We start from the raw sequence: 25,741 nt of genomic DNA on the forward strand, positions 1-25,741 counted from the left end.
TACCAACATGTAAAGATTAGCAGGCTGGCAAATTGCCAGCCTAATTTCTAATGATTATTTGAAAGCGGAACCGCTATATCTGAAGAATAGTTATTTTTAATATATGCCCCATTACTGGTAACAAAACTATCCATGATTGAGCTACTTCCTTGATTAAATAGTGGATTACCTTGAGAATCCTTTTGGACCACACCATTTATAACTACCGGAGTTTTATCAAGACCAGGAATCTGTTCGATATCAATCTGATCAAAGATTTTAAACACATCAGCATCAGGAACATAGAATACACCATCATTCATCGTATAGCCATTCGTAATACTATCTGGTCCAGCTGGAGTAAAGTTAGTACCCCATGGATTTCTTAACTTGAACATACCATTAGCATGACCAAGTATTGCGTATGCATGAGTACCAACTATTCCTGGTGGTAGATCAACAGCGGTTGAATCAGTTGCGCCATTTAACTCTTTGGTATCAACAGGAGTACCAAGTACCATTACACGTCCTTGCGCCAATAATGGATCAATCAGATTTACCATATTCGATGGTGATAGTTTTGTACCTAGTATCAAGTTATTCGAATTAGGATTGGCAGCATAAAGATTAACCAAAGTATCATCAGTATTACTAACCGTATCAAATTCATACACCTCATGTCCAGTCAAAAATTTGAATGCTGGATAGTATTGACCAACAGGTAATTGTGATGCAATCATCCCATCATAAAACGTAGCCAAATCATAAATACTACCCGCAATTACAGGCGTATTACCAAAGTAGATAAAGCTATATTCTGGAGTCATCAAAACATCTCCATAAGCTTTTTCCAAATAACTTAGCCATTGTCCACTACCAGCAGAGTACGCACCAGTTGCAATTTCAAGATCAGTTACAGGTGTTACACTGATTTGGCTTGCAACAGAATGAACATCAGTATAATCAATATTATATCCAGTTCCATTTTGATGGAATTTAGCTAATACTGAGGCAGCTCCACGTTGATAAATCAAAGCACTAAGGGTTGATAAATAATAACAATCGCCAACAGCGCCCTGATGAACATTTAAGAAGTTAACATCAGATAAATTTCCAATTTGATTTGGAGTATTTACTATAGTTTCGAGCGTTCCCGGATTAAAGCTCCAAGTATAATCTTGCTGGGCAAGTCTATAGCCACCAAAAAAACGATGTGATACCATTCCTAGGTTTTTAATTGTATTATCCCAAGTTATTTGCCCTAGATCACTGGTACCGTCACTTCCAGATGAGTCAGTTACGTCACCAATAAACAAAGCCGCAAATAAAGCTTCATTATACTGAGCTTGGGTAGGCGTTGAATTAATTGTTACATGCGGCACATTATTTGCATTTGCAACTGCAGCGCTATAACCACTTAGTGATAATGATTTTAACTTAGCTAGTGCAGCTTGATCATTTCCAGTAATAATTGCTACCGCTGATTCCAAATTTATTGTTGTTTTTGCAGGGTCTGCTGCAAGAGCATTAAAAATCTGTTTTAAGTCATTGACACTTACTTGTGGCAATGAACTAGCAGATTCTGCAATATTTATATTACTATTAGACGAGCTTGTGCTATTAGTAGCTGTTGGTTGACTACCACTATTACATGCTGAAAGAGTTAAACCAATTGACACTAATGATAAAAATAATGCTGAAGATTTAAAGTTTTTCATTATTAGATTCCTATATGTAAATTATATGATGTTCTTAAATTTTTAAAAAGCAAAATATGGACCGCTAGCGCCACCAGCATTTGCACCAGTAAATGCACTAAATACTTTCTTACCATAGAAAAATGGTAAGCCCCAAATAAAGAAGTTATCGCCACCTTCAGCAGCTGCATTTGGGATTGCTTCGGTGTTTTGGTTACTGTTCAAATAATTCTCAACATTGATAATGTTGTAACTATAATTGATAGCATTACTACCATTTAAGCTTGATATTTGCGTGCTTATTGCTGTGGTACTAGTTGGGCAATAAAAACCACTCAAACTTTGACAAACAGCTAATGCAGGAGAATTAGCTGGTGTATCAAAAAATAGCTCAGTTGATCCAGTATCAAATATTGAATCATAACTGCCACTATCATAATTAGTCGTAAAGCTACCATCTTGTGCCGTACCATTACTAGTAAAGACATTTTGTGCTGTTAGCTGATTATTTTGTTCAGTACCAATTCCAAAAGTTAAAGTTCCACTCAAAGAAGAAGAGCCGCCACTTGGTACATTCGGTAACTGGACAATTACACCGTTATTATCATTAGCGAACATATATACTGGGCTTACTACTTGCTGATTTGTATTAATATTACTATTGATACTGCAACTACTTCCAGAACATGAATAGTATGTTCCATTATCATAAGGTAATGGATTAACCCCAATAATTCCGTTCGCACCACCCAAATCATTATATGCACCTTGATTACTACAATTAGATGGTACTCCCGGGATAGTTGGATCATTAATAATCTGGATTGGTATATTAGTTGCTACTTCACTACCCATTTGCACATTAGCCATCGCAATTGAGCCCCAATCATAGCCGCTACCAAATAAAGTACATTCAGCGGTTGGTGAACCGTTCACATTCTCATTAGTCAGATTAAGATTACTATTAAGTTTATTCGCAAAAATTCTAAGTCCCATAGATCCGGTATCTAAAATAATATGATCAATTGTTTGACAATTAGTTGGATTACTTACACTACAAACCGTTACACTAACAAATGGTGTATTATATGGAGAATTACCGCTTGGTCCACCATCAACGGTAACTGGTACAACATTATTGACTGTTGAATTTGATGATTTTTGTGGTAATCCTGAGCTTTCAATAGGAGTATTAGAAGTATTAGAAGCATTTGAACTACTTGAATTACCACCCCCGCCACCATTACATGCCGCTAATGTTAAACCTATAAGAGCTGTTGAAATTATTTGAATTTTTTTCATGACATTATCCTTATTTCACATTATTGATAGATACGTTTGCTGGTGCTAATGAAGGAATTAATGCTTTTCCTTCGTAGTGCCCCATCCAGCCATTAGTAGCAGAAACAAAATCATTACTATTGACTTGTCTTGCTGATACAGATTTATAGCTTGGAGTAGCATTTTGCAAGGTTGCAAAGTATTTACCAAATAACTGATTTTGATCAGGAACATGTGAACCATGCCATGCAACGGCAAAGACCTTACCATTATAGACAAACTGTTTGATCGTGATTCCATTTGCAGTTTCAAGGATATTTGTTTGATATGGTGTAGATGAGTTTGCTCCAGCAACTGAATAATCAGTAGCTTGTGAGACTTTAGCATTTAGAGCATTTGCATCATTCATTATACTGCTTGAGTCTTCTCCTAGAGTTGCCCATGCTACAAGTGGGGTAATACTAATTATTAGTGTTAATACTGAAACTTTAAGTAGTTTTGCTTTCATTTGTATAATCTTTCTCGATGTAGGCATTTTCTTTAGATAAAGCTAGCGCATAGCTCACTTTATTTATAAAAATGAACCTGATTATTTATAGTTTATCTCAAATAAATTTAGATATTTATCGGTAATTATCGTGAATAGTTATTTTTAATTATACAAATGGAAGGTATGATGAAGCTTCTTCTGCCTGAAGTAAGTAAAATTGATTGGTTTTGATAAATAAGGGATTGTGTTTGATTCTTGAATAAAATAATTTACTCAAATAAGTAATGGTAGATAATTTACTAAAAGTATGAAGGCTTCTGTTAAGGCACTCCACCAATAAAAGCAAATCATTGTCAAAATCATGTACTGTAAGACTTAGTAGAAGAAGGACAAGATACACAATATAGTAGGCAAGAAAATACATTATCCAGTAGACTTCATTGACTAAATCTGAATAACCATCCAGTGAAAGATCATTATCAAGTAGCCAAGTATTACTTGATAATAAATCAGTAAAGGCATCCATTAAAACTGACACTAGCATGCAGGCTTGACCAATAATCAATAGCCTGATTAAGAGCACGCTCCAAGATAGGTTTGATTTATGCAAATACATAACATTGTCCATATAATATTCATAGCTATCTCCAAAGCATATAGCATTAGAAATAGTTACCAATATTATTGTGACTAAACAATAATATATTCAATTGACTTCAGGATATGTATCTTGATATTATTGGAAACACTCAAAAATCAATTAAATAAGTAGAGTCTGACAATTTAATGTTTTGCCATTTATATCTCTTATTTGTTTATATATCTGGTGATATAAGGTACATCCAGTCTTATCGACTGTTGTAGTGGTTACAGGCATGCTAGAAGGTGCATATAGTACTATAACCAAGATCCGCTAATTCATTAATAATCACTTATTAATGGCAAAACCGCGTATGAGTTGTTTTTGCTAGAACCTGAATAATAACATAGTTAGGTAAAATTTTGCAATTTTTTTGAGATATTGAAATAAAAAACATCTAAAAAAAGTTAAACATCTGGCTAAACCAATAATAACCTAGGCGGGCTTTCTGCTTTTTTTACAGAAGACTTTCTTAATAAAAATTAACATTAACCCCGCCCAAATTTATTAATTAAAAGCTTTCCGCCTTTAATGCATCTTTTAATAATTTAGACACTTCAATAATCAACTCATGACTACAAAGGATATTCATATCTTCCGGTTTAGCTTTAGCAAGTATATGTGTTACAGCCTCCACCTCATTCGGGATAACCTTGATTTTTTTAGCTGGATAGCCTTTTTCAAGAAGTACTTTTTTAAAGGCTTCGGGCATTTCACCTAATTCACTACCACGTAATGACTGTTGAAATTCTTTTATAATCACAGAATCAACATTATGGCGAATAATAATATCAGCAATTTCCGGCATCGTTTCACGGCGATCCGCTGTATTACCATACATTAACCCAAGCTTTCCTTTTAAGCCTTTTAGCTTTCTAAAGCCATCAGCCAGAGTTAATACCGATTCAAGCCCAGCAGGATTATGCGCAATATCGACTACAAGATGCCCATGTTTGGTAGAGTGGTAATAATTCCAACGCCCAAAATTAGATTTGTCATCACCACCAAATTTGGCAAGCCCCTTGATAATCTGTTTTGGCAAAACACCTAGACTATAACTTAAAGCTACCGCATGAAGTACATTTTCATAATTATAAGTAGCAAGTCCGTGAACTGTTACAGGAATTTCATCAATGCGATTAAGCGTAAAGCGTTCAGTTAGCGTTTTTAAAATGATCTCTTTATCCGCAATAAAAACGACAAAATTATCGCTAGTCAAATATTTACCAATTGCACTTTCATCTAGCTTCGTAGATAGATAGGCTTTTCGGTGTTTATTCGGTAAGGCAACAATATTTTCGTCATCAAGATTGATAACCGCAAGACCATCATCACTCAACCCATTGTAAACTAACCCTTTGGCAACTGTTAAATCAGTTAGGTTTTCAATACCATTTTGTCCGATATGATCATGAGCAATATTTGTCATCGTAGCTGCGGTTGCATAATTAGGTAACAGTCCACGTTTGACCATTCCCCACGAGCAACTTCAAGTATTGCTACCTCGACTTTACTACTAGATAATACGAATTGATGTCCAGAAGGTCCTGATAAATCACCTTCACTAACTAATTTACCATTAATCATTACCCAATCAGTAGAGCAATATCCTGAAACCAATCCAGATTTACGACAAATAAACTCAGTCAAACGAGTAGTTGTAGTTTTCCCATTTGTCCCAGTAATTAATACTGATGGAATATTTTTTATTTTCTTCCACGGAATATCACTTAATTTCAATATTTTATTAAGCTTTGCCTTAAACTGATAAACGCCACTACCTAGGACTACAGTATCTTTATTAACAAAAAAATTAACTTTCTTTTCTAAAGCTTTATTATAGATTTTTCTAAGTATTAATTTCTGGTTCTCAGCAATAATTTTTTTAAATCGACGCACCGACCGTTTTAAATTAACCTCGCGCTCAAGATCAAAAAGATCAGTAATATCCGCCCAAACCCAATCAAGCATCTCACACGCTACCATTAGTAAATCATATGGATAGCGTAAAGCAATATTAAAGCCATTGCGATATACTTTGGTTTTTATTTCATAATCTTTAACTGGCAATTTCTCTAAAAGCTTTTTCAACTCTTCAGCAAAGGTACTAGCTATTTTCTCATTATCTCCTGACCAGTCAACATCAATCATCGCCCAGCACGGTCAAAAAAGCGGCTTTGCCCAATAAACGCGAAGAAAAAAACTTGGCATCATATAACTGTGTCACTTCACTACCCCATATAAAAATTACATTTTGAAGATTATAGCATACCTAAAGAATGGACAATATTTCAAAAAACAATTAAACCTGTATCTATATCAAACAACAAAAATTTGGCATATAAATTTCAAATAAAATCAACTTGCTACTAAATTCTTAACCATATATAGAAAAAATCTCATAACATATTAAGTTAAATTTAAATAAGCTCCTCCTGAAGACTATCAATATTTCTATCCGCAATAGCAGCAATTTCTCCATCACCAAGGATTATCAGGAGTTTTGCATGATGTTTGACCTGATTGGTACTTTTAAGTACTTTACCTTTATTATCCCGAACAATGGCGTAACCACGATCAAGAATACTTTCTGGATTTAATGATTTTAGGCGTAAGTTACAGTTTTCAAGCCGCTGTTGTGAATTATGATAATAATTAGTAATTGCATTTTTTAATCGCAGGGATAAAAAACTTAGATTTTGCAAATGATTAATAAAGTTGGGCTTTAAATAACTAAGCGAGAGGCCCAATTCATTTACCTGTTGCTGCTTATTTGCCAGTAAAAACATCATCGCACGTTTTAGCTTTATTTCCAATTCGGAGATGACTTGCTTCTTCATCCTAAGGTTTACAGTGGGATTAACTGCACGAAGCCTAGCGTAAATTAAATCCAATTGCTGTTGTTTATAATTTATACAACCATTAATCTGGTTCTTAAGCCGATATTCAAAACCATTTAGAATATCAAGCCACTCCTGACGGCTTCTGGCAACCAGTTCAGCGGCAGCCGTTGGTGTTGGTGCCCGTAAATCAGCGACAAAATCAATTATCGTGGTATCGGTTTCATGACCAACTGCACTTATTATCGGAATATGACTACTAAATACTTCACGGGCAACAACTTCCTCATTAAAAGACCATAGATCTTCCATGCTACCACCACCACGGCATACAATAAGCACATCAACTTCATTGCGCTCATTAGCTGTCCGGATCGCCCGACAAATCTGCATGCTGGCATCCGCCCCCTGTACGGCACTATGATAGATAATAACTGGGATATTTGGCATTCTTCGGCGTAAGGTCGTTACGACATCGCGAATTACCGCCCCTTCTTTGGAAGTAATAACTCCAATTGATTTTGGAAATAATGGAATATTTTTTTTATATTTACTCTCAAATAGCCCCTCATCGCGAAGCTTATTAATTAGTTTAGCGTAAGCTTCCCATAAGGCACCAAGTCCAACTTTTCTTACCCGCTCAACATTTATTTGATAACTACCATTAGCTGGATAAATTGTTACCCTACCGCGGACTTCTACTTGAGTTCCATTTTCAAGAGGAAAATCAAGCATTGTTGCGAGCTTAGCAAACATAACACAGGAGATCTTAGCACCTTCATCTTTTAAATCAAAATAAAGATGTGAATAGGTTTTTAACCCTGAAACTTCACCCTTAATCCAAAGAATTGGCAGATTATTCTCCAATGTTGATTTAGCCATCTTGTTAAGCTGGCTAACCGTTATTGACTCCTCGTCACTGTTATTAGTTTTAATAAAATCAAGCATTTATTTCTCAATTAATAGTTTTTGTAAATTATAACTTGGTGGTATCAGATAAAATGACCTAAATCAAGCGAGTAGTCACTTAATTAGTAGTAGAAGTCAGAAAAATCTTAGAGTCTTTAAACTCAGACTCCATTACATTAAACGCAAACCATTGGAAAGAAGCTGAGTCATTTAAATGATAAAAAGCATCATAAGCAAAATCAGAGTTAGCGACTGGTTCCAGCCTGATCATAATGTGTTTTAACATAACTTATTTCTAGATTAGTAATATTTTTTCAAACGGCATAGATTAGAAACTAAAAATAGTCAATAACATTTTAAAGATTGACAATAGACGTGATTCATGATATTAAAATCATTTTAGCAAAAATTAATTCAAGCAATAACGACGGACACAGACTAATATTACATCAGAATGTCATAAAAAGACAAATGAAGTAAACAGTTATTTTTTAGCTGCATTCTCCAAGTTTGCCATCAACCCCTCTGCGCTTTCTTTGACTGTACTACCATAGAGTGATAACATTTTTTCAGCAAATTGATGGATAGCCTGAAATCCAGTATAGTTACCATTTGCCGTTTCTTTAACCACTTCATCTAATTTTAAAGAAACCGGATTTGGCAACAGCTTGGAATAAAAATCATATACCTGAAAACCATCCAAACGAGCTGCACTCAGTCCAGATTGAGAAGAAGTAGTTATTTTATTATACATTTGAAGAATAACATTTAATTCTTCAAGATATGCTTTTGCAAGCATTGAGCTATTTTGTGTAGCCACATGCGACAAAATCGAAGTAAACTCCTCGGGAGTACTCACTTTATATAATTGTTTAGCATGATCCAAATTTGCCTCAAAAAACATTTTTGCCTGTTCAAAACAAGTTTTATTTAACTCAAGCACACTTTCAGCTAGATTACAAAAAGCATTATACGCATCGTTCAAAGTTTGCTGATTAGGTAGTTCATAATTTTTATGATTATTTTTTGGCATTGCTTATCCCCTAATTTTTGCTCATGACATCATAAATAATAACAACAACTGCACATAAATCAAGTATAATTGTTATTACAATATTATAGCACCCTAAAAAATATAGAACAAATATAATTCTCCTAGTTTATTTCAATTATTTAATATCTCCAAGAGGCATTCATGGCTAACTATACCCCAAAAAAAAGAAAATGGTTTTTAAGTTTATGGTTTTGGGTTCTTATCTTTATGTGTGGTGGGATTATCTTTGGAGTGATCAATCCGACTGTGGCAAAACAAAGCAAACCAATAATTGATGGTTTTATTCATGTGATTAAACTAATGGTTGGCCCAATTATTTTCTTTACTGTCATTAGCGGAATCATAGGAATGGGTAGCCTTAAACAACTAGGGACAATAGGAATTAAAGCATTCATCTATTTTGAAGTTCTTTCAACTGCTTCATTGATTATTGGACTTGCTTTTGGACACATCTTTCATCCCGGTGGAGGGATGAATCTGTCTGCCACCAGTATTGATCCTACATTGGTAGCAAAATATACCCAACATACGGAAGAAGGCACAAGTTTAATAAAAATAATGTTATCAGCAATTCCACACAACCTAATAGAGCCATTTTTAACAGGTAATACACTACAGATTTTATTTATGGCTATTTGTAGCGGATTCATCCTATTCTATACTGGCACAAAATACCGAGAAATTATTATCGTTAAGTTACATAGTATTCAGGCATTTTTATTCAAAATTCTAAGTATTGTAATGTGGTTTTCACCTATAGCTGCTTTTGCAGCAATGGGATTTATGCTGGGTCAGTTTGGTATTGATGTAGTCTGGCATATGCTTGGATTGGTAGCTACTATGATATTTACTTGTCTATTCTTTATAGTCATAATCCTTGGACTAATGGCTAAAATTAGTGGGTTTAATATTTTCAAATTTCTTCGATTTATCAAAGACGAAATTATTTTAGTTTTTGCAACTTCATCAAGTGAAAGCGCACTAGGTCCAATAATGAAAAAATTATCCAACTCAGGAGTAGATGAATCAGTAGTTGGTATCGTTATTCCTGCTGGTTATAGCTTCAATCTTGATGGCACTAATATCTATCTTGCCTTAGTCATCGCTTTTTTATGTCAAGCATTTAATATTCAATTAAGCTGGCAAGAACATCTAACTATAATTTTAGTTCTGATGGCTACTAGTAAAGGGGCTGCAGGCGTTAGTGGTTCTGGCTTTATTGTACTTGCCGGAACATTGGCTGCAATGCATGGCAAAATACCAGTTGTTACTATTGCAATATTATTAGGCATTGATAAAATCATGAGTGAGCTAAGAAGTACTACAAATTTAATTGGCAATAGTATGGCAGCTACCGTAGTAGCCAGATGGGAAAAAAAATTAGATTTGAAACAATTTAAAGATGCACTTGAGAAAAGTTAATATAACTTTGTTAGTCACTTTATAGTTAAATCAACTTTTTAAGTCAGAATATCTATAGGGAGCTTAATATTTAGTAAATTAGCGAAGCAATTATAGTTAAGGTATAAAACTCCTAAAGAATACTAGATTTAAGATAAAAGACATATTTCATCTTTGAAAAAAAATTAATACTATTAATCGCTTGAGTTAAGACAGGATGTAACTCCTTTTTAAACTGCATAATTCCCCAATTATTAACCAAATATTGCGAGATTCTAGCAGAAGAACTATCATTAGACAATCTGCCAAATTGGCAGTGTATACTAAATAAAGGATAAACCATCTAACTAAAGAGTAATAAGATAGATAAAAGGAGGTAACCCCATAACAAGATCCTGACCAAAGGTCAGGAGGTTATGGAGGGAGATATGAACTTTTTGATTGTTTTGTAGCTAATTTATTGCTAATTGAAATTGTCGTAAGTCCAATGTACGATGTGTCAATGCTTATACTCAATCAGATTGAAGAAGCATGGTAGGCGTGAGCTACCCAGCTTACACTATTGTGTTGCCCTATTGTCTACTATCAACTATTTCGGCTCCACAAATGTAAAGACCCGGTATTATCCGGGTCTTTCTCTTGTATGGGAGCTTGGCAATGTCCTACTTTCGCATGGTATACCCCACACTATCATCGGCGATCACCCGTTTCACTGTCCTGTTCGAGATGGGAAGGAGTGGTTCCAGGTCTCTATTGTCACCAAGCAATTCTTTTGCACGTTCTTTATTAAGAACTATGCGAATTCGGTTTAACAGATGGATTTTGTTTTGATATTAACTATGTTTATTTACTTAAGCTCTTCTCACACTTATCTCAGCAGTACTGCCATGCCTATTTGTAATAACTTCGTTACAAGACTCCTCATTTACTTTCATGTAAATCACGTCATCTTGCGTCTCGTTTTTACTTCATATGCTTTTGCAGTATTTTTACTAAAACTACTAAAATAATAGAGTCAAGCCTCTCGGGCAATTAGTATCGGTTAGCTTAACACATTACTGCGCTTCCACACCCGACCTATCAACGTTGTAGTCTTCAACGACCCTTCAGTGTGCTCACGGCACAAGGGAGATCTTATCTCGAGGCAAGTTTCCCACTTAGATGCTTTCAGCGGTTATCTCTTCCACACTTAGCTACCCGGCAATGCGACTGGCGTCACAACCGGTACACCAGAGGTGTGTCCACTCCGGTCCTCTCGTACTAGGAGCAGCCCCCTCAAATCTCCAACGCCCACGGCAGATAGGGACCAAACTGTCTCACGACGTTTTAAACCCAGCTCACGTACCTCTTTAAATGGCGAACAGCCATACCCTTGGGACCGACTACAGCCCAGGATGAGATGAGCCGACATCGAGGTGCCAAACACCGCCGTCGATGTGAACTCTTGGGCGGTATCAGCCTGTTATCCCCAGCGTACCTTTTATCCGTTGAGCGATGGCCCTTCCATTCAGAACCACCGGATCACTATGACCTGCTTTCGCACCTGCTCGACTTGTCAGTCTCGCAGTCAAGCAACCTTTTGCCATTGCACTTTCCTCACGATTTCCGTCCGTGATAAGGTTACCTTCGTACTCCTCCGTTACTCTTTGGGAGGAGACCGCCCCAGTCAAACTGCCTACCATGTACTGTCCCCGGTGCTGTTACACCTAGGTTAGAACCTCAAACATATCAGGGTGGTATTTCAACGTCGGCTCCATTGTGACTAGCGTCACAACTTCAAAGCCTCCCACCTATCCTACACAAATATGGTCAAAGTCCAATGCAAAGCTGCAGTAAAGGTGCATGGGGTCTTTCCGTCTAGCCGCGGGGAGATTGCATCTTCACAAACATTTCAACTTCGCTGAGTCTCTGGAGGAGACAGTGTGGCCATCGTTACGCCATTCGTGCGGGTCGGAACTTACCCGACAAGGAATTTCGCTACCTTAGGACCGTTATAGTTACGGCCGCCGTTTACTGGGACTTCAATCAAGAGCTTGCACCCCATCATTTAATCTTCCAGCACCGGGCAGGCGTCACACCCTATACGTCCACTTTCGTGTTTGCAGAGTGCTGTGTTTTTAATAAACAGTCTCAGCCACCATTTCACTGCAACCCCTTACTGCTTCGGAAGTAAATTCCTACACATCATCGGGGCGCACCTTCTCCCGAAGTTACGGTGCTAATTTGCCGAGTTCCTTCTCCAGAGTTCTCTCAAGCGCCTTAGAATACTCATCTCGTCCACCAGTGTCGGTTTGCGGTACGGTCGTGTACAGCTGAAGCTTAGAGGCTTTTCCTGGAAGCTTAGTATCAACCACTTCTTACCCGTAGGTAATCGTCATCACACCTCAGTGTTAGAAAGCCGGATTTGCCTAACTTCCCCACCTACATGCTTAAACCAACTATTCCAACAGTTGGCTGGCCTAACTTTCTCCGTCCCCCCATCGCACTATACATCGGTACAGGAATATTAACCTGTTTCCCATCAGCTACGCATCTCTGCCTCACCTTAGGGGCCGACTCACCCTACGCCGATTAACGTTGCGTAGGAATCCTTGGACTTTCGGCGAGCGGGCTTTTCACCCGCTTTAACGCTACTCATGTCAGCATTCGCACTTCTGATACCTCCAGCATGCTTTTCAACACACCTTCATCGGCCTACAGAACGCTCCTCTACCACTCACATTACTGTGAATCCGCAGCTTCGGTTATCAATTTAGCCCCGTTACATCTTCCGCGCAGGACGACTTGACTAGTGAGCTATTACGCTTTCTTTAAATGATGGCTGCTTCTAAGCCAACATCCTAGCTGTCTATGCCTTCCCACATCGTTTACCACTTAATTGATCATTTGGGACCTTAGCTGGCGGTCTGGGTTGTTTCCCTTTTGACACCTGACGTTAGCACCAGATGTCTGTCTCCCGTGTATTACTTTCTCGTATTCGGAGTTTGCCATGGTTTGGTAAGTTGCAATAACCCCTAGCCATAACAGTGCTCTACCCCAAGAAGTATCAACCACGAGGCACTACCTAAATAGTTTTCGAGGAGAACCAGCTATCTCCGGGTTTGTTTAGCCTTTCACCCCTATCCACAGCTCATCCGCTAATTTTGCAACATTAGTCGGTTCGGACCTCCAGTGCATGTTACTGCACCTTCATCCTGGCCATGGATAGCTCACCCGGTTTCGGGTCTACACCCAGCAACTATTCGCCCTATTAAGACTCGGTTTCCCTACGCCTCCCCTACTCGGTTAAGCTTGCTACTGAATGTAAGTCGCTGACCCATTATACAAAAGGTACGCAGTCACGGATCAAGTCCGCTCCCACTGTTTGTATGCATGCAGTTTCAGGTTCTATTTCACTCCCCTCCCGGGGTTCTTTTCGCCTTTCCCTCACGGTACTGGTTCACTATCGGTCGATTACGAGTATTTAGCCTTGGAGGATGGTCCCCCCATCTTCAAACAGGATTTCTCGTGTCCCGCCCTACTTCTCTATAGCTTAGTTCTTAATGTCGGATTTCAGATACGGGGCTATCACCCACTATGGCATACCTTCCCAGGTATTTCTCCTATCTCGTCACTATAACACTATACGGCTCCTCCGATTTCGCTCGCCACTACTTTCGGAATCTCGGTTGATTTCTTTTCCTCCGGGTACTTAGATGTTTCAGTTCTCCGGGTTCGCTTCCCTTGCGGGATGACCATTTCTGGCCGGGTTTCCCCATTCGGAAATCTGCGGATCAAAGTCTGTTTGCCGACTCCCCGCAGCTTATCGCAAGCTACTACGTCCTTCTTCGCCTGTAATCGCCAAGGCATCCACCACATGCACTTAGTCACTTGACTCTATTATTTTAATAGTCTCTTTACCGTATTAATAGCTAACTTTGTCAGCTTAGTTAACGCGATAAAAAATTCAAGTAAACTGCTGATTCTCAAAGATTCGTTTCCAAACCTCTAAGATTTTATTTTTTACTGTATGAGTTTCTTTTTGCTTAAGTTTTTTACATATGCAATCTACCCGCATATAATCCTTTACTCCAAAGTAGTTACCTACTTTGAATTTAGTTTATGCTTATAAGATTTGTAAGTCCGATTTATTCGGAATTACAAAGATTATTAGCATTAATAATATACGCGTTGGTAAATTTTTAATATCTAACTCTATCCATCTTGTTAAAGATCTTAGTACCAAAGTACTTAATATAAATGACTTAATCTTAATCTCATCTACATTAGACACTCTGTCTTGGTGGGTCTGGGAGGACTTGAACCTCCGACCCCACGCTTATCAAGCGTGTGCTCTAACCAACTGAGCTACAAACCCGTTATCTCACCTATACCTGGTGGAGGATGACGGGATCGAACCGACGACCCCCTGCTTGCAAAGCAGGTGCTCTCCCAGCTGAGCTAATCCCCCAAATGTCTTCGTACTACTTTGTCGCTCAATTGCTCATTTAGATCACTAAACTTTGCAATTTCGCTCCGCGCATTACTCGCATTTTTTATACTCTGTATTTCTACCCAGTACTTCTAATCTTAACTACTATAAACAACCAATAAATGTGAGGCATCCAACCATTCTCTAGAAAGGAGGTGATCCAGCCGCAGGTTCCCCTACTGCTACCTTGTTACGACTTCACCCCAGTCATGAAACATACCGTGGTAATCGGCCCCCTTGCGGTTAGCCTAACTACTTCTGGTATCCTCCACTCCCATGGTGTGACGGGCGGTGTGTACAAGACCCGGGAACGTATTCACCGCAGCATGCTGATCTGCGATTACTAGCGATTCCGACTTCACGTAGTCGAGTTGCAGACTACGATCCGGACTACGATAAGTTTTATGAGATTTGCTCCACGTCGCCGCTTTGCTTCCCTCTGTACTTACCATTGTATGACGTGTGAAGCCCTGCTCATAAGGGCCATGAGGACTTGACGTCATCCCCACCTTCCTCCGGATTAGCTCCGGCAGTCTCACTAAAGTGCCCAACTTAATGATGGCAACTAGTGACAAGGGTTGCGCTCGTTGCGTCACTTAAGACAACATCTCACGACACGAGCTGACGACAGCCATGCAGCACCTGTGTTACGGTTCCCGAAGGCACAATCTCATCTCTGAAATCTTCCGTACATGTCAAGAGCAGGTAAGGTTTTTCGCGTTGCATCGAATTAATCCACATCATCCACCGCTTGTGCGGGTCCCCGTCAATTCCTTTGAGTTTTAATCTTGCGACCGTACTCCCCAGGCGGTTTACTTCTCGCGTTAGCTTCGCTACTAAGGTTGCCCCCAACAGCAAGTAAACATCGTTTAGGGCGTGGACTACCAGGGTATCTAATCCTGTTTGCTACCCACGCTTTCGTGCCTGAGCGTCAGTTTTATCCCAGGGGGCTGCCTTCGCCATCGGTGTTCCTCCAAATCTCTACGCATTTCACTGCTACACTTGGAATTCCACCCCCTCTGACAAACTCTAGATGACCAGTCTTAAAAGCAGTTCCCAGGTTGAGCCCGGGGATTTCACTCCTAACTTAATCATCCGCCTGCGCACGCTTTACGCCCAGTAATTCCGATTAACGCTTGCACCCTACGTATTACCGCGGCTGCTGGCACGTAGTTAGCCGGTGCTTATTCTTCAGGTACTCTCAGCGATAGATGGTATTAGCACCCACCCTTTGCTCCCTGACAAAAGAACTTTACAACCCGAAGGCCTTCTTCATTCACGCGGCGTTGCTGGATCAGGGTTGCCCCCATTGTCCAAAATTCCCCACTGCTGCCTCCCGTAGGAGTCTGGGCCGTGTCTCAGTCCCAGTGTGGCTGATCTTCCTCTCAGAACAGCTACTGATCATCGCCTTGGTAGGCCTTTACCCTACCAACTAGCTAATCAGCCATCGGCCGCTCTTTCAGCGACAGGCCCGAAGGTCCCCGCCTTTCCTCCTCAGAGATTATGCGGTATTAGCACATCTTTCGATGCGTTATCCCCCACTAAAAGGTACGTTCCGATGTATTACTCACCCGTTCGCCGCTCGCCACCAACCCGAAGGTCGTGCTGCCGCTCGACTTGCATGTGTAAAGCACGCCGCCAGCGTTCAATCTGAGCCAGGATCAAACTCTTTTGTTTTAATCCTAGACTTATAGTCTACTCTTTTTATAGTGCATTCATACACGAACACACTCGCTTGACGTCTTTGGTTTCCCGTTAGACATCTGCTATTTTTTTGTAACACCATGAAACAGATTATTTAATAACCCACTCCACGGCACTACCTTTTCTATAGCTAGATGCCTCACATTTATTGATTGTTTATCTTGTTAAAGATCTGTTTTGTTTCTCTTTTTCCCAATCGATTCCTTTTGGGGAGAACGTTATTATTACACAAACAAAACTTCTATGTCAAAAGTTTTTAACTTAATTCTTCTTGTTTATTCGCTTAACTAAGAATAAAATCTAAATACATCAAAAGAATAATGCATTTCAAAATTTTTACATTTTAGCTACAACAGGTATTCCCAATAAACTCAAAGCAACTTCCAGAGTCTTAGCTGTATTAGCTGCCAATGCTAGGCGACTGTCACGCAATGCTAGATCTGCTTCTTTCAAAATTGGTGAACTTTCATAAAATTTCATAAATAAAACAGCCAACTCGTAAATGTATGAACATAAATAATGGGGATAGTTTTCTTTTGCAACCTGAATTAAGCGATCAGCAAACCTAGCAATATGCAATGCCAACTTATGCTCATCTCCATTAGTAATCATAATATCTTTATTTAAATAAGCATCAATTGTTGATTGAGCTTTAAGAAAAATACTATTAACTCTTGTATAAGCATATAATAGATAAGGTGCAGTATTTCCCTCAAATGCAAGCATTTTATCAAAGCTAAAGATATAATCCGTTGTCCGATTTTTGGATAAATCCGCATATTTCATGGCAGCCACACCAAGAATGTGCCCCAAAGAAGCAACTTCATCATCACTCCATTCAGGATTTCTTTCTTTAACTAATGTTGTTGCCCTTGTTATTGCTTCATTTATTAAATCAATTAACTTAACCGTTCCACCTGTTCTAGTTTTAAAAGGCTTACCATCTTCACCCATCATTGTTCCAAACGCAGCATGCTCCATTTTTACGTCTGAATTAGCAATATGGGATTTATGTGCAACAACAAACAGCTGTTTAAGATGCAGAGATTGACGAGAGTCAATCACATACACCAGTCTCGTAGCGTGGAGATTATTTACCCTATCATAAACTGCAGCAATATCTGTAGTAGCATAAAGGTATCCGCCATCACTTTTTTGAATTATGAATGGAGTCTCATCCTTACTCCCCAGCTCATCTTCGGTAAAAAATATACATTTTGCTCCATTGCTATCTACAGCAATTCCTTCTTCCATTAGCTTATTAACCATTGGAGCAAGTAAATCATTGTATCTACTTTCCCCCACAGCATCTTCACGCGTTAGTTTAGTGCCAAGCCTATCACAAACCTCTTGACAATGATCAAGAGAAACCTCAACAAACTGCTGCCACAGGGCAAGAATCTCTGCATCACCCGATTGCAATCTAACTACATATTCTCTAGCTTTATTTGCAAAGTTCTCATCAGCATCAAATTTTGCCTTAGCTTTCCGATAAAACTCCTCCAAATCACCAAGCTCCATCTGAAGAGACTCTTTATTTTGATTTAATTCCAGCAAATATGCAGTTAGCATACCAAATTGAGTACCCCAGTCGCCGACATGATTGCGGCGAATCACTTTATTGCCCATATATTCATAAACACGAACCAGACAATCACCAATAACAGTACTTCGTAGATGTCCAACATGCATTTCTTTAGCCAAATTTGGTGCCGAGTAGTCAACAACAATTGTTTCTGTCTGAGCCAAAGAAACATCTAGCACCTTATTGCCAAGCCTACTTGCAAGAAACTCATCCGCTAAATAAATATTAATAAAGCCTGGTCCCGCCAATTCTAATTTTTCGATAACATTAGTTAATTCTACATTTTCTATAATTTTTTGTGCTAATTCACGTGGATTTTGCTTCAACTGTTTCGCGGCTGCCATTGCTCCATTTATTTGATAATCACCAAATTCAGGACGTCCAGATTCCTGCAAAACAACAGGTATATTGGGTCCAATTCCTGTTCGTGCAAAAGCGTTTCTAAATTTCTGTTCAAGGATATGTTGAATGGTTTCTTGCATTAAGCTCTCTTTTATAACCTGTAATTTTAATTTTTAACTTATATCTGTGGGTCAAAATTTTAACACAGGATAAAAAGTTAATTCCACATCTGTTTTCATTTCAAAATCACAAATTATCGATTATATCATTTAAAATCAGCATGTTAAACCAATGGGTATTGACATTTTTTTCTTTATTATATATAATATCGGGCTGCAAAAGACAAATAATTTCACACAAAGGAGCCCTCAATGATACATTTGTATTCCGATTCACGCTGCGCGTTTTCTCACCGGGTAAGGATAGTACTTCATGAAAAAGATATGGATTTCAAGATAATTGATGCAACGGTTAACCGCGACGACCTTATGCAACTAACACCATATAATGAAACACCAGTTCTCGTAGATGACATAGATAAGAATAATAAAAAACGTGACTTAATTCTCCTAGATACCAATATAGTATCTGAATATATTGATGAAAGATTTCCTCATCCACAACTAATGCCAATTGAACCTGCGGAAAAAGCAAGAATGAGAATGGCACTACATAAATTGGATCGAGAGCTTTTTCAGCATATTAGATTTTTGGATGCAAATATACAAAGTAAAGACCCTAAAATTAAAAAAGATATTGATAAAATAAAAAAACAAATCAGTAACTCACTAGATGAAATCGCTACTGTTTTTGCTAATAATAAAAAAATGGAATACTTTGGCAGTAATCAGTTTACATTGCTTGATGCTTCGTTATTACCAATACTTTGGCGATTAAATCATTATGAAATTGAAGTTAAAAAAACCTGGGTTAATATGATGAAATATGCTGAAATCCAGTTTAATCGCCCAAGCTTTCTGGCATCTTTAACCGCTGCCGAACGTAGTATGAAACAGTAAGAATAAAATTATGACAAGCCAAAAACCATATTTTATTCGTGCCTTATATGAATGGTGTATTGATAATAACTTTACGCCTCATTTGCTAACCTTTGTAGATAATAACACTATGGTACCCAAACAGTTTGTTCGGGACAACCAGATTGTTCTTAATATTGCCTACAGCGCAACCAAAGACCTGCTAATTGATAATGAGTGGGTTACTTTTAAGGCTACATTTTCAGGAAGTATTCAGGATATTGCTATTCCTGTTGGTAATGTTCTTGCAGTATTTGCAAAAGAAAATGGACAAGGAATGCAGTTTGAACTTGAAAATCAGGCGCCTACAACATCACCTGAGCCAGCAACAACTGGTAGTGGTTTAAAACTAGTTAAATAAACCGCTATGATAGAGCTAAATCTGAGCGGGCTTAATTGCCCGCTTCCTGTTTTAAAAACCAAAAAATTTCTCGCCAACCTAGAATCTGGAGAAGCAGTAAAAGTCTTAACTACTGATCCTGCATCAATCAAAGATTTACAGGATTTCTGCGATAAAACAGGTAATATATTACTAAGTCAATCCCAAGAACAACAACTAATTACAACAATAATCAAGCGACGCTAATAAAATTAAGGAAATTAAATGACAGAAATAAGCCACGAAATGTATGAAGATGAAAATCGACTGATTGCTGAACGCCGCCAAAAACTATCACAACTAAGAAATCAAGGAAATCCATTCCCAAATGGCTTTAAACCGCAAAATAACTCAACAGACCTACACCTAAATTACGAACAATTTGGTAAAGAAGAACTTGCGGAAAAAAATATCCCAGCGGTAGTTAGTGGCAGGATGATGCTTAAACGGGTTATGGGTAAGGCATCTTTTGCAACTCTTGCTGACTCTAAAGGACGGATTCAAGCATACCTGAGTAAAGAAAAACTAGGTGAAGACGTATATGAAGCATTTAAGCATTATGATATTGGCGATATAATTGGAGTCAGTGGGACGCTAATGAAAACCAAAACTGGTGAATTAACTGTCGATGCCAAAGAAGTTAAATTAATCAGTAAAGGAATTCGCCCCTTACCTGAAAAATTTCATGGACTTAGTGATCAAGAGCAGCGTTATCGCCAGCGTTACCTTGATTTGATAATGAATGATGAGTCAAAAGATATTTTTATTAAACGTTCAAAAATAATCCGAGTTATCCGTGAAACTCTTGAAGCACAAGATTATCTTGAAGTTGAAACTCCAATGATGCACGTCATCCCCGGTGGTGCAACAGCAAAACCATTTGTGACACATCATAATGCACTTGATATGCCTTTATATCTTCGAGTTGCGCCAGAATTATACCTAAAACGTCTAATTGTTGGTGGTTTGGGGCGAGTTTTTGAAATTAACCGTAATTTCCGCAATGAGGGCTTATCAACCAGACATAACCCTGAATTTACTATGATTGAGTTATATGAAAGCTATGCAGATTATAAACGAATGATGGAAATTACCGAAGAGTTGGTAAGAAATTCAGCAAAAATAGCTTGTAATTCACTAGTAATCAACTATCAGGATAAAACTGTTGATCTTGAGCAACCATTTGATAGATTAACTATTACTGAAGCAATACTAAAATACAATCCTGAATTAAACATTAATCAGTTAACGGACATCGGATTTCTTAAAGCAGAAATTAAAAAGCTGACTCGCCATGAACCTGAAACAGATAGTTTGGCAGTTTTACAACTACTACTATTTGAAGAAAATACCGAGCATAAACTGTGGAATCCTACCTTTATCATGGATCATCCGATTGAAACCTCACCATTAGCAAGGCAATCGGATGATAGACCGGGAATAACCGAAAGATTTGAATTATTCGTAGTTGGTAGAGAATTAGCTAATGGTTATTCTGAGCTTAATGATCCGGAAGATCAGGCTGATCGTTTCCGCCAACAGGTTGAACAAAAAGATGCTGGTGATGAAGAAGCAATGCATTACGATGCCGACTATATCCGCGCTCTTGAATATGGGATGCCGCCAACTGGTGGATTAGGTATTGGAATTGACCGGCTGGTTATGCTTCTAACCAATGCCGCTTCAATCCGCGATGTTATTCTTTTCCCACATATGCGCCCGGAATAGAAAATAATTTTTTCTCAAAGCCTATGCCTAAGTGTATAGGCTTTTTATTTTGGTGCAGCGCAAATGGTATTATCTATGCTACCCGGATATAATCATTGGTTACTTAACTTTTACAATAATAATTATTTTTGGGAAGAAAAATGGCTGGACCAATTAATATTTCATCAGGATCAAATAAATATAATCCTAATGCCGAGTACAAAAAAATAGTTTACTGGGTTTGTACAATTGCAGCATTGGGCGGATTACTCTTTGGTCTAGATCAGGGCTTTATAGCAAACTCACTCGAAACAATTGAAAAAGTTTACCATCTTGGTGTTGAAGGTGGTGAAAAATACGCAGCGATTCTTGCAACTGGCGGTGTCATCGGAGCGTTATTATCCGGTTTCTTTGCCCGTTTTCTTGGTCGGAAACGCAGTCTTATGTTAGCAGGCTTTTTATTTAGCTCACTATCTGTTGTTTCAGCAACGCTGCCATCAATTGAAATTTTGACCGCCTGCCGCTTTGGTTTAGGATTTGCCGTTGGTGTTGCATCATTTATTGTTCCACTATACCTTTCTGAAACAGCTCCGGCTGGGATTCGTGGTGCAATGGGAACTCTATTCCAACTAATGATAACCATTGGGATCTTTCTTATTGCAGCAACTAATGTTGCGATTGCCCATATCTTCATTAATCCATTAGTTGCCCTACCATTAATGTTTATCGTAATTGCAGCTTTTGCTCTAGTGATGTTTTTTGGTAGTTTTGCATTACCTGAAAGCCCACGTTGGTTGATGCTAAAAGGTAAACGTCAGGAAGCACAAAAAGTACTTGAAAAGGTACTAAATGGCAAAGAAGAGGTTGAGCAGGAATTAAAAGAAATCGATGAAGCAATTCGCAGTGACAAAGGCGCTGGATTGGGTATCGTATTTAAAGGATACTTCTTTAAAGTAATGATTATGGGTGTAGTTCTTCAGATGTTCCAGCAACTAGTTGGAATTAATATGATGATTTATTATGCACCAACAATTTTTGGTTATGCCGGAATGAAGGGTATAGTTGCTATGATGACCGTACCAACTGTCAATATGCTATTTACTTTCCCAGCTATCAAACTAGTTGAAAAATGGGGGCGTAAAAAACTCCTTTATGTTGGCGCGGTGGTAATGATGATCACCATGATATCAGCTGGACTTGCATTTGCAAGTATTGGTGGCATTACCGACCCATCACAAATAAGTGGTGTTCCCAAAGCAGTTTTATTAATTTCAGTTATTGTTTATATTTTTGGCTTTGCCGTATCTTGGGGACCTGTTGCTTGGCTTGTGTGCTCGGAAGTATTCCCATTAGAAGGACGCGAAGTTGGTATGACTGTTACCACGATCGTAAACTGGACTTTTGCAGGATTAGTTATGGGTAACGCATTATCCTTCATGCGTACATATGGTAATGCATCAATTTTCTTTGTGTTTGCTGGATTCTGTGTTTTATCAATGCTATTCTTGAAGCTATTTGTGCCTGAAACCAAAGGAATCACACTAGAGCATCTTGAAGCGAATCTAAAAAGTGGTAAACCATTAAAAGAAATTGGTAATATGTAAGGAAGATATATTTCTTATACCAACCGCATCAGGATATCTGATGCGGTAAGCCTCATTTTAAAGAGTTCTTGCAAGGTCATTTTTTTAGATTAGTCGTTACCATTTCATTTTTCTGACATACCTCATCAGGTACTTCCTTATAAATACCATTTGGATAACCGCGATAATTTATCTGATATAGCTTATTTAAATAATTTAAAAAGCCATTTGAGCCACAACCAAGCCTATTTGCAAGACTTTGCCAGTTAACCTGAGTTGCTTTTGCCGTAGTATGCTGCGGCGACCATGCTGCCTCAGCCAGCCCAGATAGTTTTGGTAATGCCATGTAAAATAAATGATCAGTACTAGCCAAATTTTCTGACCATAATGTGCCTTCAAGTCCAAGTATATTTTGTTGATTTTTAGTTTGATTTAAAGTCTGATTTGCGCTAACTATACTACTTAAAGCAGTATAAGTACCACTATTATTTCCTGCCCAAATAAAACCATGCTCATACATTGATGGTGTATAAGCCAGATCAAAATATGTCTTATCCGCAAAAGCCAGCACGGTTGGATAGTTTCGTGTAGCAAGTAATGCAGCATTCTTAATCCCGGTATTACTTGGATCCCATACCCAAACATGTCCGGTTTGTCCGCTACCAATAATTTCCTTATTGAAAGAACCATCTGAATTTTGTACCAGCTGCTGCCAACCTGAAATAAGTAAATCACTATTATTATTGGCTAAGCGCTCTAAAAATAGCTGGGATTTTGCTAGTGCAGATAAATCATTCCACTCATTACGGCAGCTGGTATCATTACTCCATGCATTTTTACTTACTTCATCTCCTGCTACACTAATTTCATTATTTATTGCATAGATAGTAGTCTGTCCATTAAATTCTTTAGCAATATCATTTACTAAAGTATTCATTGTTTGGGTAAATTCAGCACCAATTGAAATATCGCTATTATAGGTACAAACAGGTAAAACATCATCAGTATAACCCTGAACTGACATATATTGTGAATTATCATTATGATCAATCATTACTTCCGGCATCGCCTTGATAATTGAACGTGCATGTCCGGGAATATCTATTTCAGGAATAATTGTTATCTGGTTCTGATTGGCATAAGCAATCAGATTTTTTATATCTTCTGGCGAGTAGCTACCGGAATATGGAGTATTTGCAAAGGGATAATCCAACTGACTACGATTGGTAGTATCAAGATTATTCTGTACTAACATTGTTGCGCCAATTTGCTGTCCAAGCCCACGATTTGAAGCACCGGACAAAAGAGGTAACGATGGAATTTGAAGTCTAAATGCTTCATCATCAGATAAGTGCAAATGTAGTGTATTTAACTTATTTGCTGCCATCACATCAAGCAGCTGTTTTATTTCATCAATGCTAAAGTAATGTCTAGCAACATCCAGCAATATTCCACGATACTTAAAGCGTGGATAATCAACGATTGACATTGACGGAAGTTTCTCTTTATTTTGATACCAAAGTTGTCTTAATGTTTGTAGTGCATAATATGCACCAGCATTAGTCATTGTTTCAATCATAATATTATCAGCGGTAATTGTGATCCGATACCCTTCAGGGTTATTATTTACTACTTTTGGAGTGGTTATTTCTGTTATCACAACTCCATCCCGAGCAGTACTGTCATTATCTACTGTCACTTTTTTATCAAAGTCTTCCTTCATGATTGCTGCCCAATTTTGTAGCATCTCATTATCACTATTTAGCTGATTATGAATTACCAGTTTTTTCGGAAAAACATACCCACTATCAATAGCTTGCCCAACCAGGACTGGAGTTGGTACAACCTTAAGCTCATTTGGGCTTGCAGACAAACTTGAGTTCCAGTTATTCTGAATTGTATTTTTTAAGTTTTCATCAATTTTGTTTTGGTCATAGCCAATTACTGAATAGTTACTTATTTCAGTATTAATTGTGTATATCTTAGGAATATCTGCTGCCTTAGCGGTATTTATCAAGAATAAGCTCTGTGGAAAAGTTGAGATATTCGCTGGCAAGCCCTGATTATTATGACTTAACCGGATATAATACGTTTTATCCTCTTCAAGCGGAAAATTACTTATTGGCTCAAGTATTGTCAGATAAGCCTGAGATAGATCTTTATCGGTTATCGAATCAGCCTTCACATAACGTAAATTCGTACATCTACCACCAGCATCACAAATCTGCATTCTCAGATTTTGATTAACATTCTGTAACGCGAGGCTATAAAAAGGCATTGGCATATAAAATCCAAATTGCCATTTTTTAAAGGTATCTTCTTTATTTGTGAAGTTAAACTGAATGCTAAATTCATTTGCTAGATCTTCATCCATATGCCCCATTTGAATGCTATTTACCGCAATATCCGCTTTTGTATAGGATTTAGCAGATACACTACCAAGTAATAAAAGCATGGTTGATGCAAATAATTTCAGCTTCATCGGTAATCCCTTTTTATTTATGCCTATAAAGTTATATTATACCAAGGAAACCATATAGCGTAAGCATTTATGACCTTAAAATCAAAGTATCAATAATATCAAAGCCCAATTAAATTGCTTTAGTATATAATATCAGATGTGAAAAATTTTATCAGGAGCA

16 protein-coding genes, 2 tRNA genes and 3 rRNA genes are annotated in these 25,741 nt (G+C 38.0%); 6 read left to right on the forward strand and 15 right to left on the reverse strand.

Annotated features, from left to right (window positions below):
• Nucleotides 1–47 precede the first annotated feature (47 nt).
• The 8 genes from CUN60_RS07720 to CUN60_RS07755 form a co-directional block, all read right to left on the reverse strand.
• The gene (locus CUN60_RS07720) at nt 48–1,697 is read right to left on the reverse strand and encodes a calpain family cysteine peptidase (protein ID WP_102951485.1); all 1,650 of its coding nucleotides are present in this window, start codon (nt 1,695–1,697) and stop codon (nt 48–50) included.
• A gap of 42 nt (nt 1,698–1,739) precedes the next feature.
• Nucleotides 1,740–2,978: a DUF3443 family protein gene (locus CUN60_RS07725; RefSeq protein WP_102951486.1), complete on the reverse strand. Its 1,239-nt coding sequence runs from the start codon at nt 2,976–2,978 to the stop codon at nt 1,740–1,742.
• A gap of 10 nt (nt 2,979–2,988) precedes the next feature.
• A complete protein-coding gene (locus CUN60_RS07730; RefSeq protein ID WP_158649348.1) occupies nt 2,989–3,465 on the reverse strand; it encodes a DUF2844 domain-containing protein in 477 nt (158 codons plus the stop codon).
• Nucleotides 3,466–3,613: 148 nt separating this feature from the next.
• Nucleotides 3,614–4,063 carry a hypothetical protein gene (locus CUN60_RS07735; RefSeq protein WP_102951488.1) on the reverse strand — a complete coding sequence of 150 codons (450 nt, stop codon included), beginning with the start codon at nt 4,061–4,063 and terminating at the stop codon, nt 3,614–3,616.
• A gap of 535 nt (nt 4,064–4,598) precedes the next feature.
• Nucleotides 4,599–5,561: a glutamate ligase domain-containing protein gene (locus CUN60_RS07740; RefSeq protein ID WP_102951489.1), complete on the reverse strand. Its 963-nt coding sequence runs from the start codon at nt 5,559–5,561 to the stop codon at nt 4,599–4,601.
• Complete coding sequence (locus CUN60_RS13325; protein ID WP_102951490.1) at nt 5,513–6,238, reverse strand: Mur ligase family protein; 726 nt, start codon at nt 6,236–6,238, stop codon at nt 5,513–5,515. The genes CUN60_RS07740 and CUN60_RS13325 overlap by 49 nt, the downstream gene beginning before the upstream one ends.
• A 269-nt stretch (nt 6,239–6,507) precedes the next feature.
• Nucleotides 6,508–7,875: an exodeoxyribonuclease VII large subunit gene (gene xseA, locus CUN60_RS07750; protein WP_102951491.1), complete on the reverse strand. Its 1,368-nt coding sequence runs from the start codon at nt 7,873–7,875 to the stop codon at nt 6,508–6,510.
• 445 nt (nt 7,876–8,320) lie between these two features.
• On the reverse strand, nt 8,321–8,869 hold the full coding sequence (locus tag CUN60_RS07755) for a hypothetical protein (RefSeq protein ID WP_102951492.1): 549 nt from the start codon (nt 8,867–8,869) through the stop codon (nt 8,321–8,323).
• A 162-nt stretch (nt 8,870–9,031) separates the two neighbouring features.
• Between CUN60_RS07755 and CUN60_RS07760 the strand changes: the two genes are divergently transcribed.
• Nucleotides 9,032–10,312, forward strand: a complete 1,281-nt coding sequence (locus tag CUN60_RS07760; RefSeq protein WP_102951493.1) for a cation:dicarboxylate symporter family transporter — start codon at nt 9,032–9,034, stop codon at nt 10,310–10,312.
• Between the two features lie 628 nt (nt 10,313–10,940).
• On the opposite strand, the gene rrf is transcribed toward CUN60_RS07760, so the two are convergent.
• The 6 genes from rrf to argS all read right to left on the reverse strand — a co-directional run bounded on the left by rrf (nt 10,941) and on the right by argS (nt 18,533).
• A 5S ribosomal RNA gene (gene rrf / locus CUN60_RS07765) occupies nt 10,941–11,055 on the reverse strand.
• A gap of 247 nt (nt 11,056–11,302) precedes the next feature.
• A 23S ribosomal RNA gene (locus tag CUN60_RS07770) occupies nt 11,303–14,167 on the reverse strand.
• A 404-nt stretch (nt 14,168–14,571) separates the two neighbouring features.
• A tRNA-Ile gene (locus CUN60_RS07775) sits at nt 14,572–14,648 on the reverse strand.
• A gap of 17 nt (nt 14,649–14,665) precedes the next feature.
• Nucleotides 14,666–14,741, reverse strand: a tRNA-Ala gene (locus CUN60_RS07780).
• 169 nt (nt 14,742–14,910) lie between these two features.
• Nucleotides 14,911–16,439 (reverse strand): 16S ribosomal RNA (locus CUN60_RS07785).
• The 16S, 23S and 5S rRNA genes sit together here with 2 tRNA genes alongside, the layout of an rRNA operon.
• Nucleotides 16,440–16,802: 363 nt before the next feature.
• The gene (argS, locus tag CUN60_RS07790; RefSeq protein ID WP_102951494.1) at nt 16,803–18,533 is read right to left on the reverse strand and encodes an arginine--tRNA ligase; all 1,731 of its coding nucleotides are present in this window, start codon (nt 18,531–18,533) and stop codon (nt 16,803–16,805) included.
• Between the two features lie 231 nt (nt 18,534–18,764).
• Between argS and CUN60_RS07795 the strand changes: the two genes are divergently transcribed.
• From CUN60_RS07795 to CUN60_RS07815, 5 genes are all read left to right on the forward strand, one after another.
• Nucleotides 18,765–19,412, forward strand: coding sequence for a glutathione S-transferase N-terminal domain-containing protein (locus CUN60_RS07795; protein ID WP_102951495.1), 648 nt, complete (start codon nt 18,765–18,767; stop codon nt 19,410–19,412).
• 10 nt (nt 19,413–19,422) lie between these two features.
• Nucleotides 19,423–19,791, forward strand: a complete 369-nt coding sequence (locus CUN60_RS07800) for a ClpXP protease specificity-enhancing factor (RefSeq protein ID WP_102951496.1) — start codon at nt 19,423–19,425, stop codon at nt 19,789–19,791.
• Nucleotides 19,792–19,797: 6 nt separating this feature from the next.
• A complete protein-coding gene (locus CUN60_RS07805) occupies nt 19,798–20,016 on the forward strand; it encodes a sulfurtransferase TusA family protein (protein WP_102951497.1) in 219 nt (72 codons plus the stop codon).
• A gap of 18 nt (nt 20,017–20,034) precedes the next feature.
• Nucleotides 20,035–21,537, forward strand: coding sequence for a lysine--tRNA ligase (gene lysS / locus CUN60_RS07810; protein ID WP_102951498.1), 1,503 nt, complete (start codon nt 20,035–20,037; stop codon nt 21,535–21,537).
• Nucleotides 21,538–21,677: 140 nt separating this feature from the next.
• Nucleotides 21,678–23,120 (forward strand): sugar porter family MFS transporter, encoded by a 1,443-nt coding sequence (locus tag CUN60_RS07815; RefSeq protein WP_102951499.1) that lies wholly within the window; start codon nt 21,678–21,680, stop codon nt 23,118–23,120.
• A gap of 76 nt (nt 23,121–23,196) precedes the next feature.
• Here CUN60_RS07815 and CUN60_RS07820 read toward each other — a convergent pair whose 3' ends face one another.
• Nucleotides 23,197–25,581 (reverse strand): beta-N-acetylhexosaminidase, encoded by a 2,385-nt coding sequence (locus tag CUN60_RS07820; RefSeq protein ID WP_102951500.1) that lies wholly within the window; start codon nt 25,579–25,581, stop codon nt 23,197–23,199.
• Nucleotides 25,582–25,741 lie beyond the last annotated feature (160 nt).

The organism is Aquella oligotrophica (assembly GCF_002892535.1).
GTDB lineage: Bacteria > Pseudomonadota > Gammaproteobacteria > Burkholderiales > UBA11063 > Aquella > Aquella oligotrophica.

Bases quoted from the DNA above. Each gene is read 5' to 3' on its own strand.
- CUN60_RS07720 (WP_102951485.1), bottom strand. From the start codon at position 1,697: ATGAAAAACTTTAAATCTTCAGCATTATTTTTATCATTAGTGTCAATT.
- CUN60_RS07725 (WP_102951486.1), bottom strand. From the start codon at position 2,978: ATGAAAAAAATTCAAATAATTTCAACAGCTCTTATAGGTTTAACATTA.
- CUN60_RS07730 (WP_158649348.1), bottom strand. From the start codon at position 3,465: ATGAAAGCAAAACTACTTAAAGTTTCAGTATTAACACTAATAATTAGT.
- CUN60_RS07735 (WP_102951488.1), bottom strand. From the start codon at position 4,063: ATGTATTTGCATAAATCAAACCTATCTTGGAGCGTGCTCTTAATCAGG.
- CUN60_RS07740 (WP_102951489.1), bottom strand. From the start codon at position 5,561: ATGGTCAAACGTGGACTGTTACCTAATTATGCAACCGCAGCTACGATG.
- CUN60_RS13325 (WP_102951490.1), bottom strand. From the start codon at position 6,238: ATGATTGATGTTGACTGGTCAGGAGATAATGAGAAAATAGCTAGTACC.
- xseA (WP_102951491.1), bottom strand. From the start codon at position 7,875: ATGCTTGATTTTATTAAAACTAATAACAGTGACGAGGAGTCAATAACG.
- CUN60_RS07755 (WP_102951492.1), bottom strand. From the start codon at position 8,869: ATGCCAAAAAATAATCATAAAAATTATGAACTACCTAATCAGCAAACT.
- CUN60_RS07760 (WP_102951493.1), top strand. From the start codon at position 9,032: ATGGCTAACTATACCCCAAAAAAAAGAAAATGGTTTTTAAGTTTATGG.
- argS (WP_102951494.1), bottom strand. From the start codon at position 18,533: ATGCAAGAAACCATTCAACATATCCTTGAACAGAAATTTAGAAACGCT.
- CUN60_RS07795 (WP_102951495.1), top strand. From the start codon at position 18,765: ATGATACATTTGTATTCCGATTCACGCTGCGCGTTTTCTCACCGGGTA.
- CUN60_RS07800 (WP_102951496.1), top strand. From the start codon at position 19,423: ATGACAAGCCAAAAACCATATTTTATTCGTGCCTTATATGAATGGTGT.
- CUN60_RS07805 (WP_102951497.1), top strand. From the start codon at position 19,798: ATGATAGAGCTAAATCTGAGCGGGCTTAATTGCCCGCTTCCTGTTTTA.
- lysS (WP_102951498.1), top strand. From the start codon at position 20,035: ATGACAGAAATAAGCCACGAAATGTATGAAGATGAAAATCGACTGATT.
- CUN60_RS07815 (WP_102951499.1), top strand. From the start codon at position 21,678: ATGGCTGGACCAATTAATATTTCATCAGGATCAAATAAATATAATCCT.
- CUN60_RS07820 (WP_102951500.1), bottom strand. From the start codon at position 25,581: ATGAAGCTGAAATTATTTGCATCAACCATGCTTTTATTACTTGGTAGT.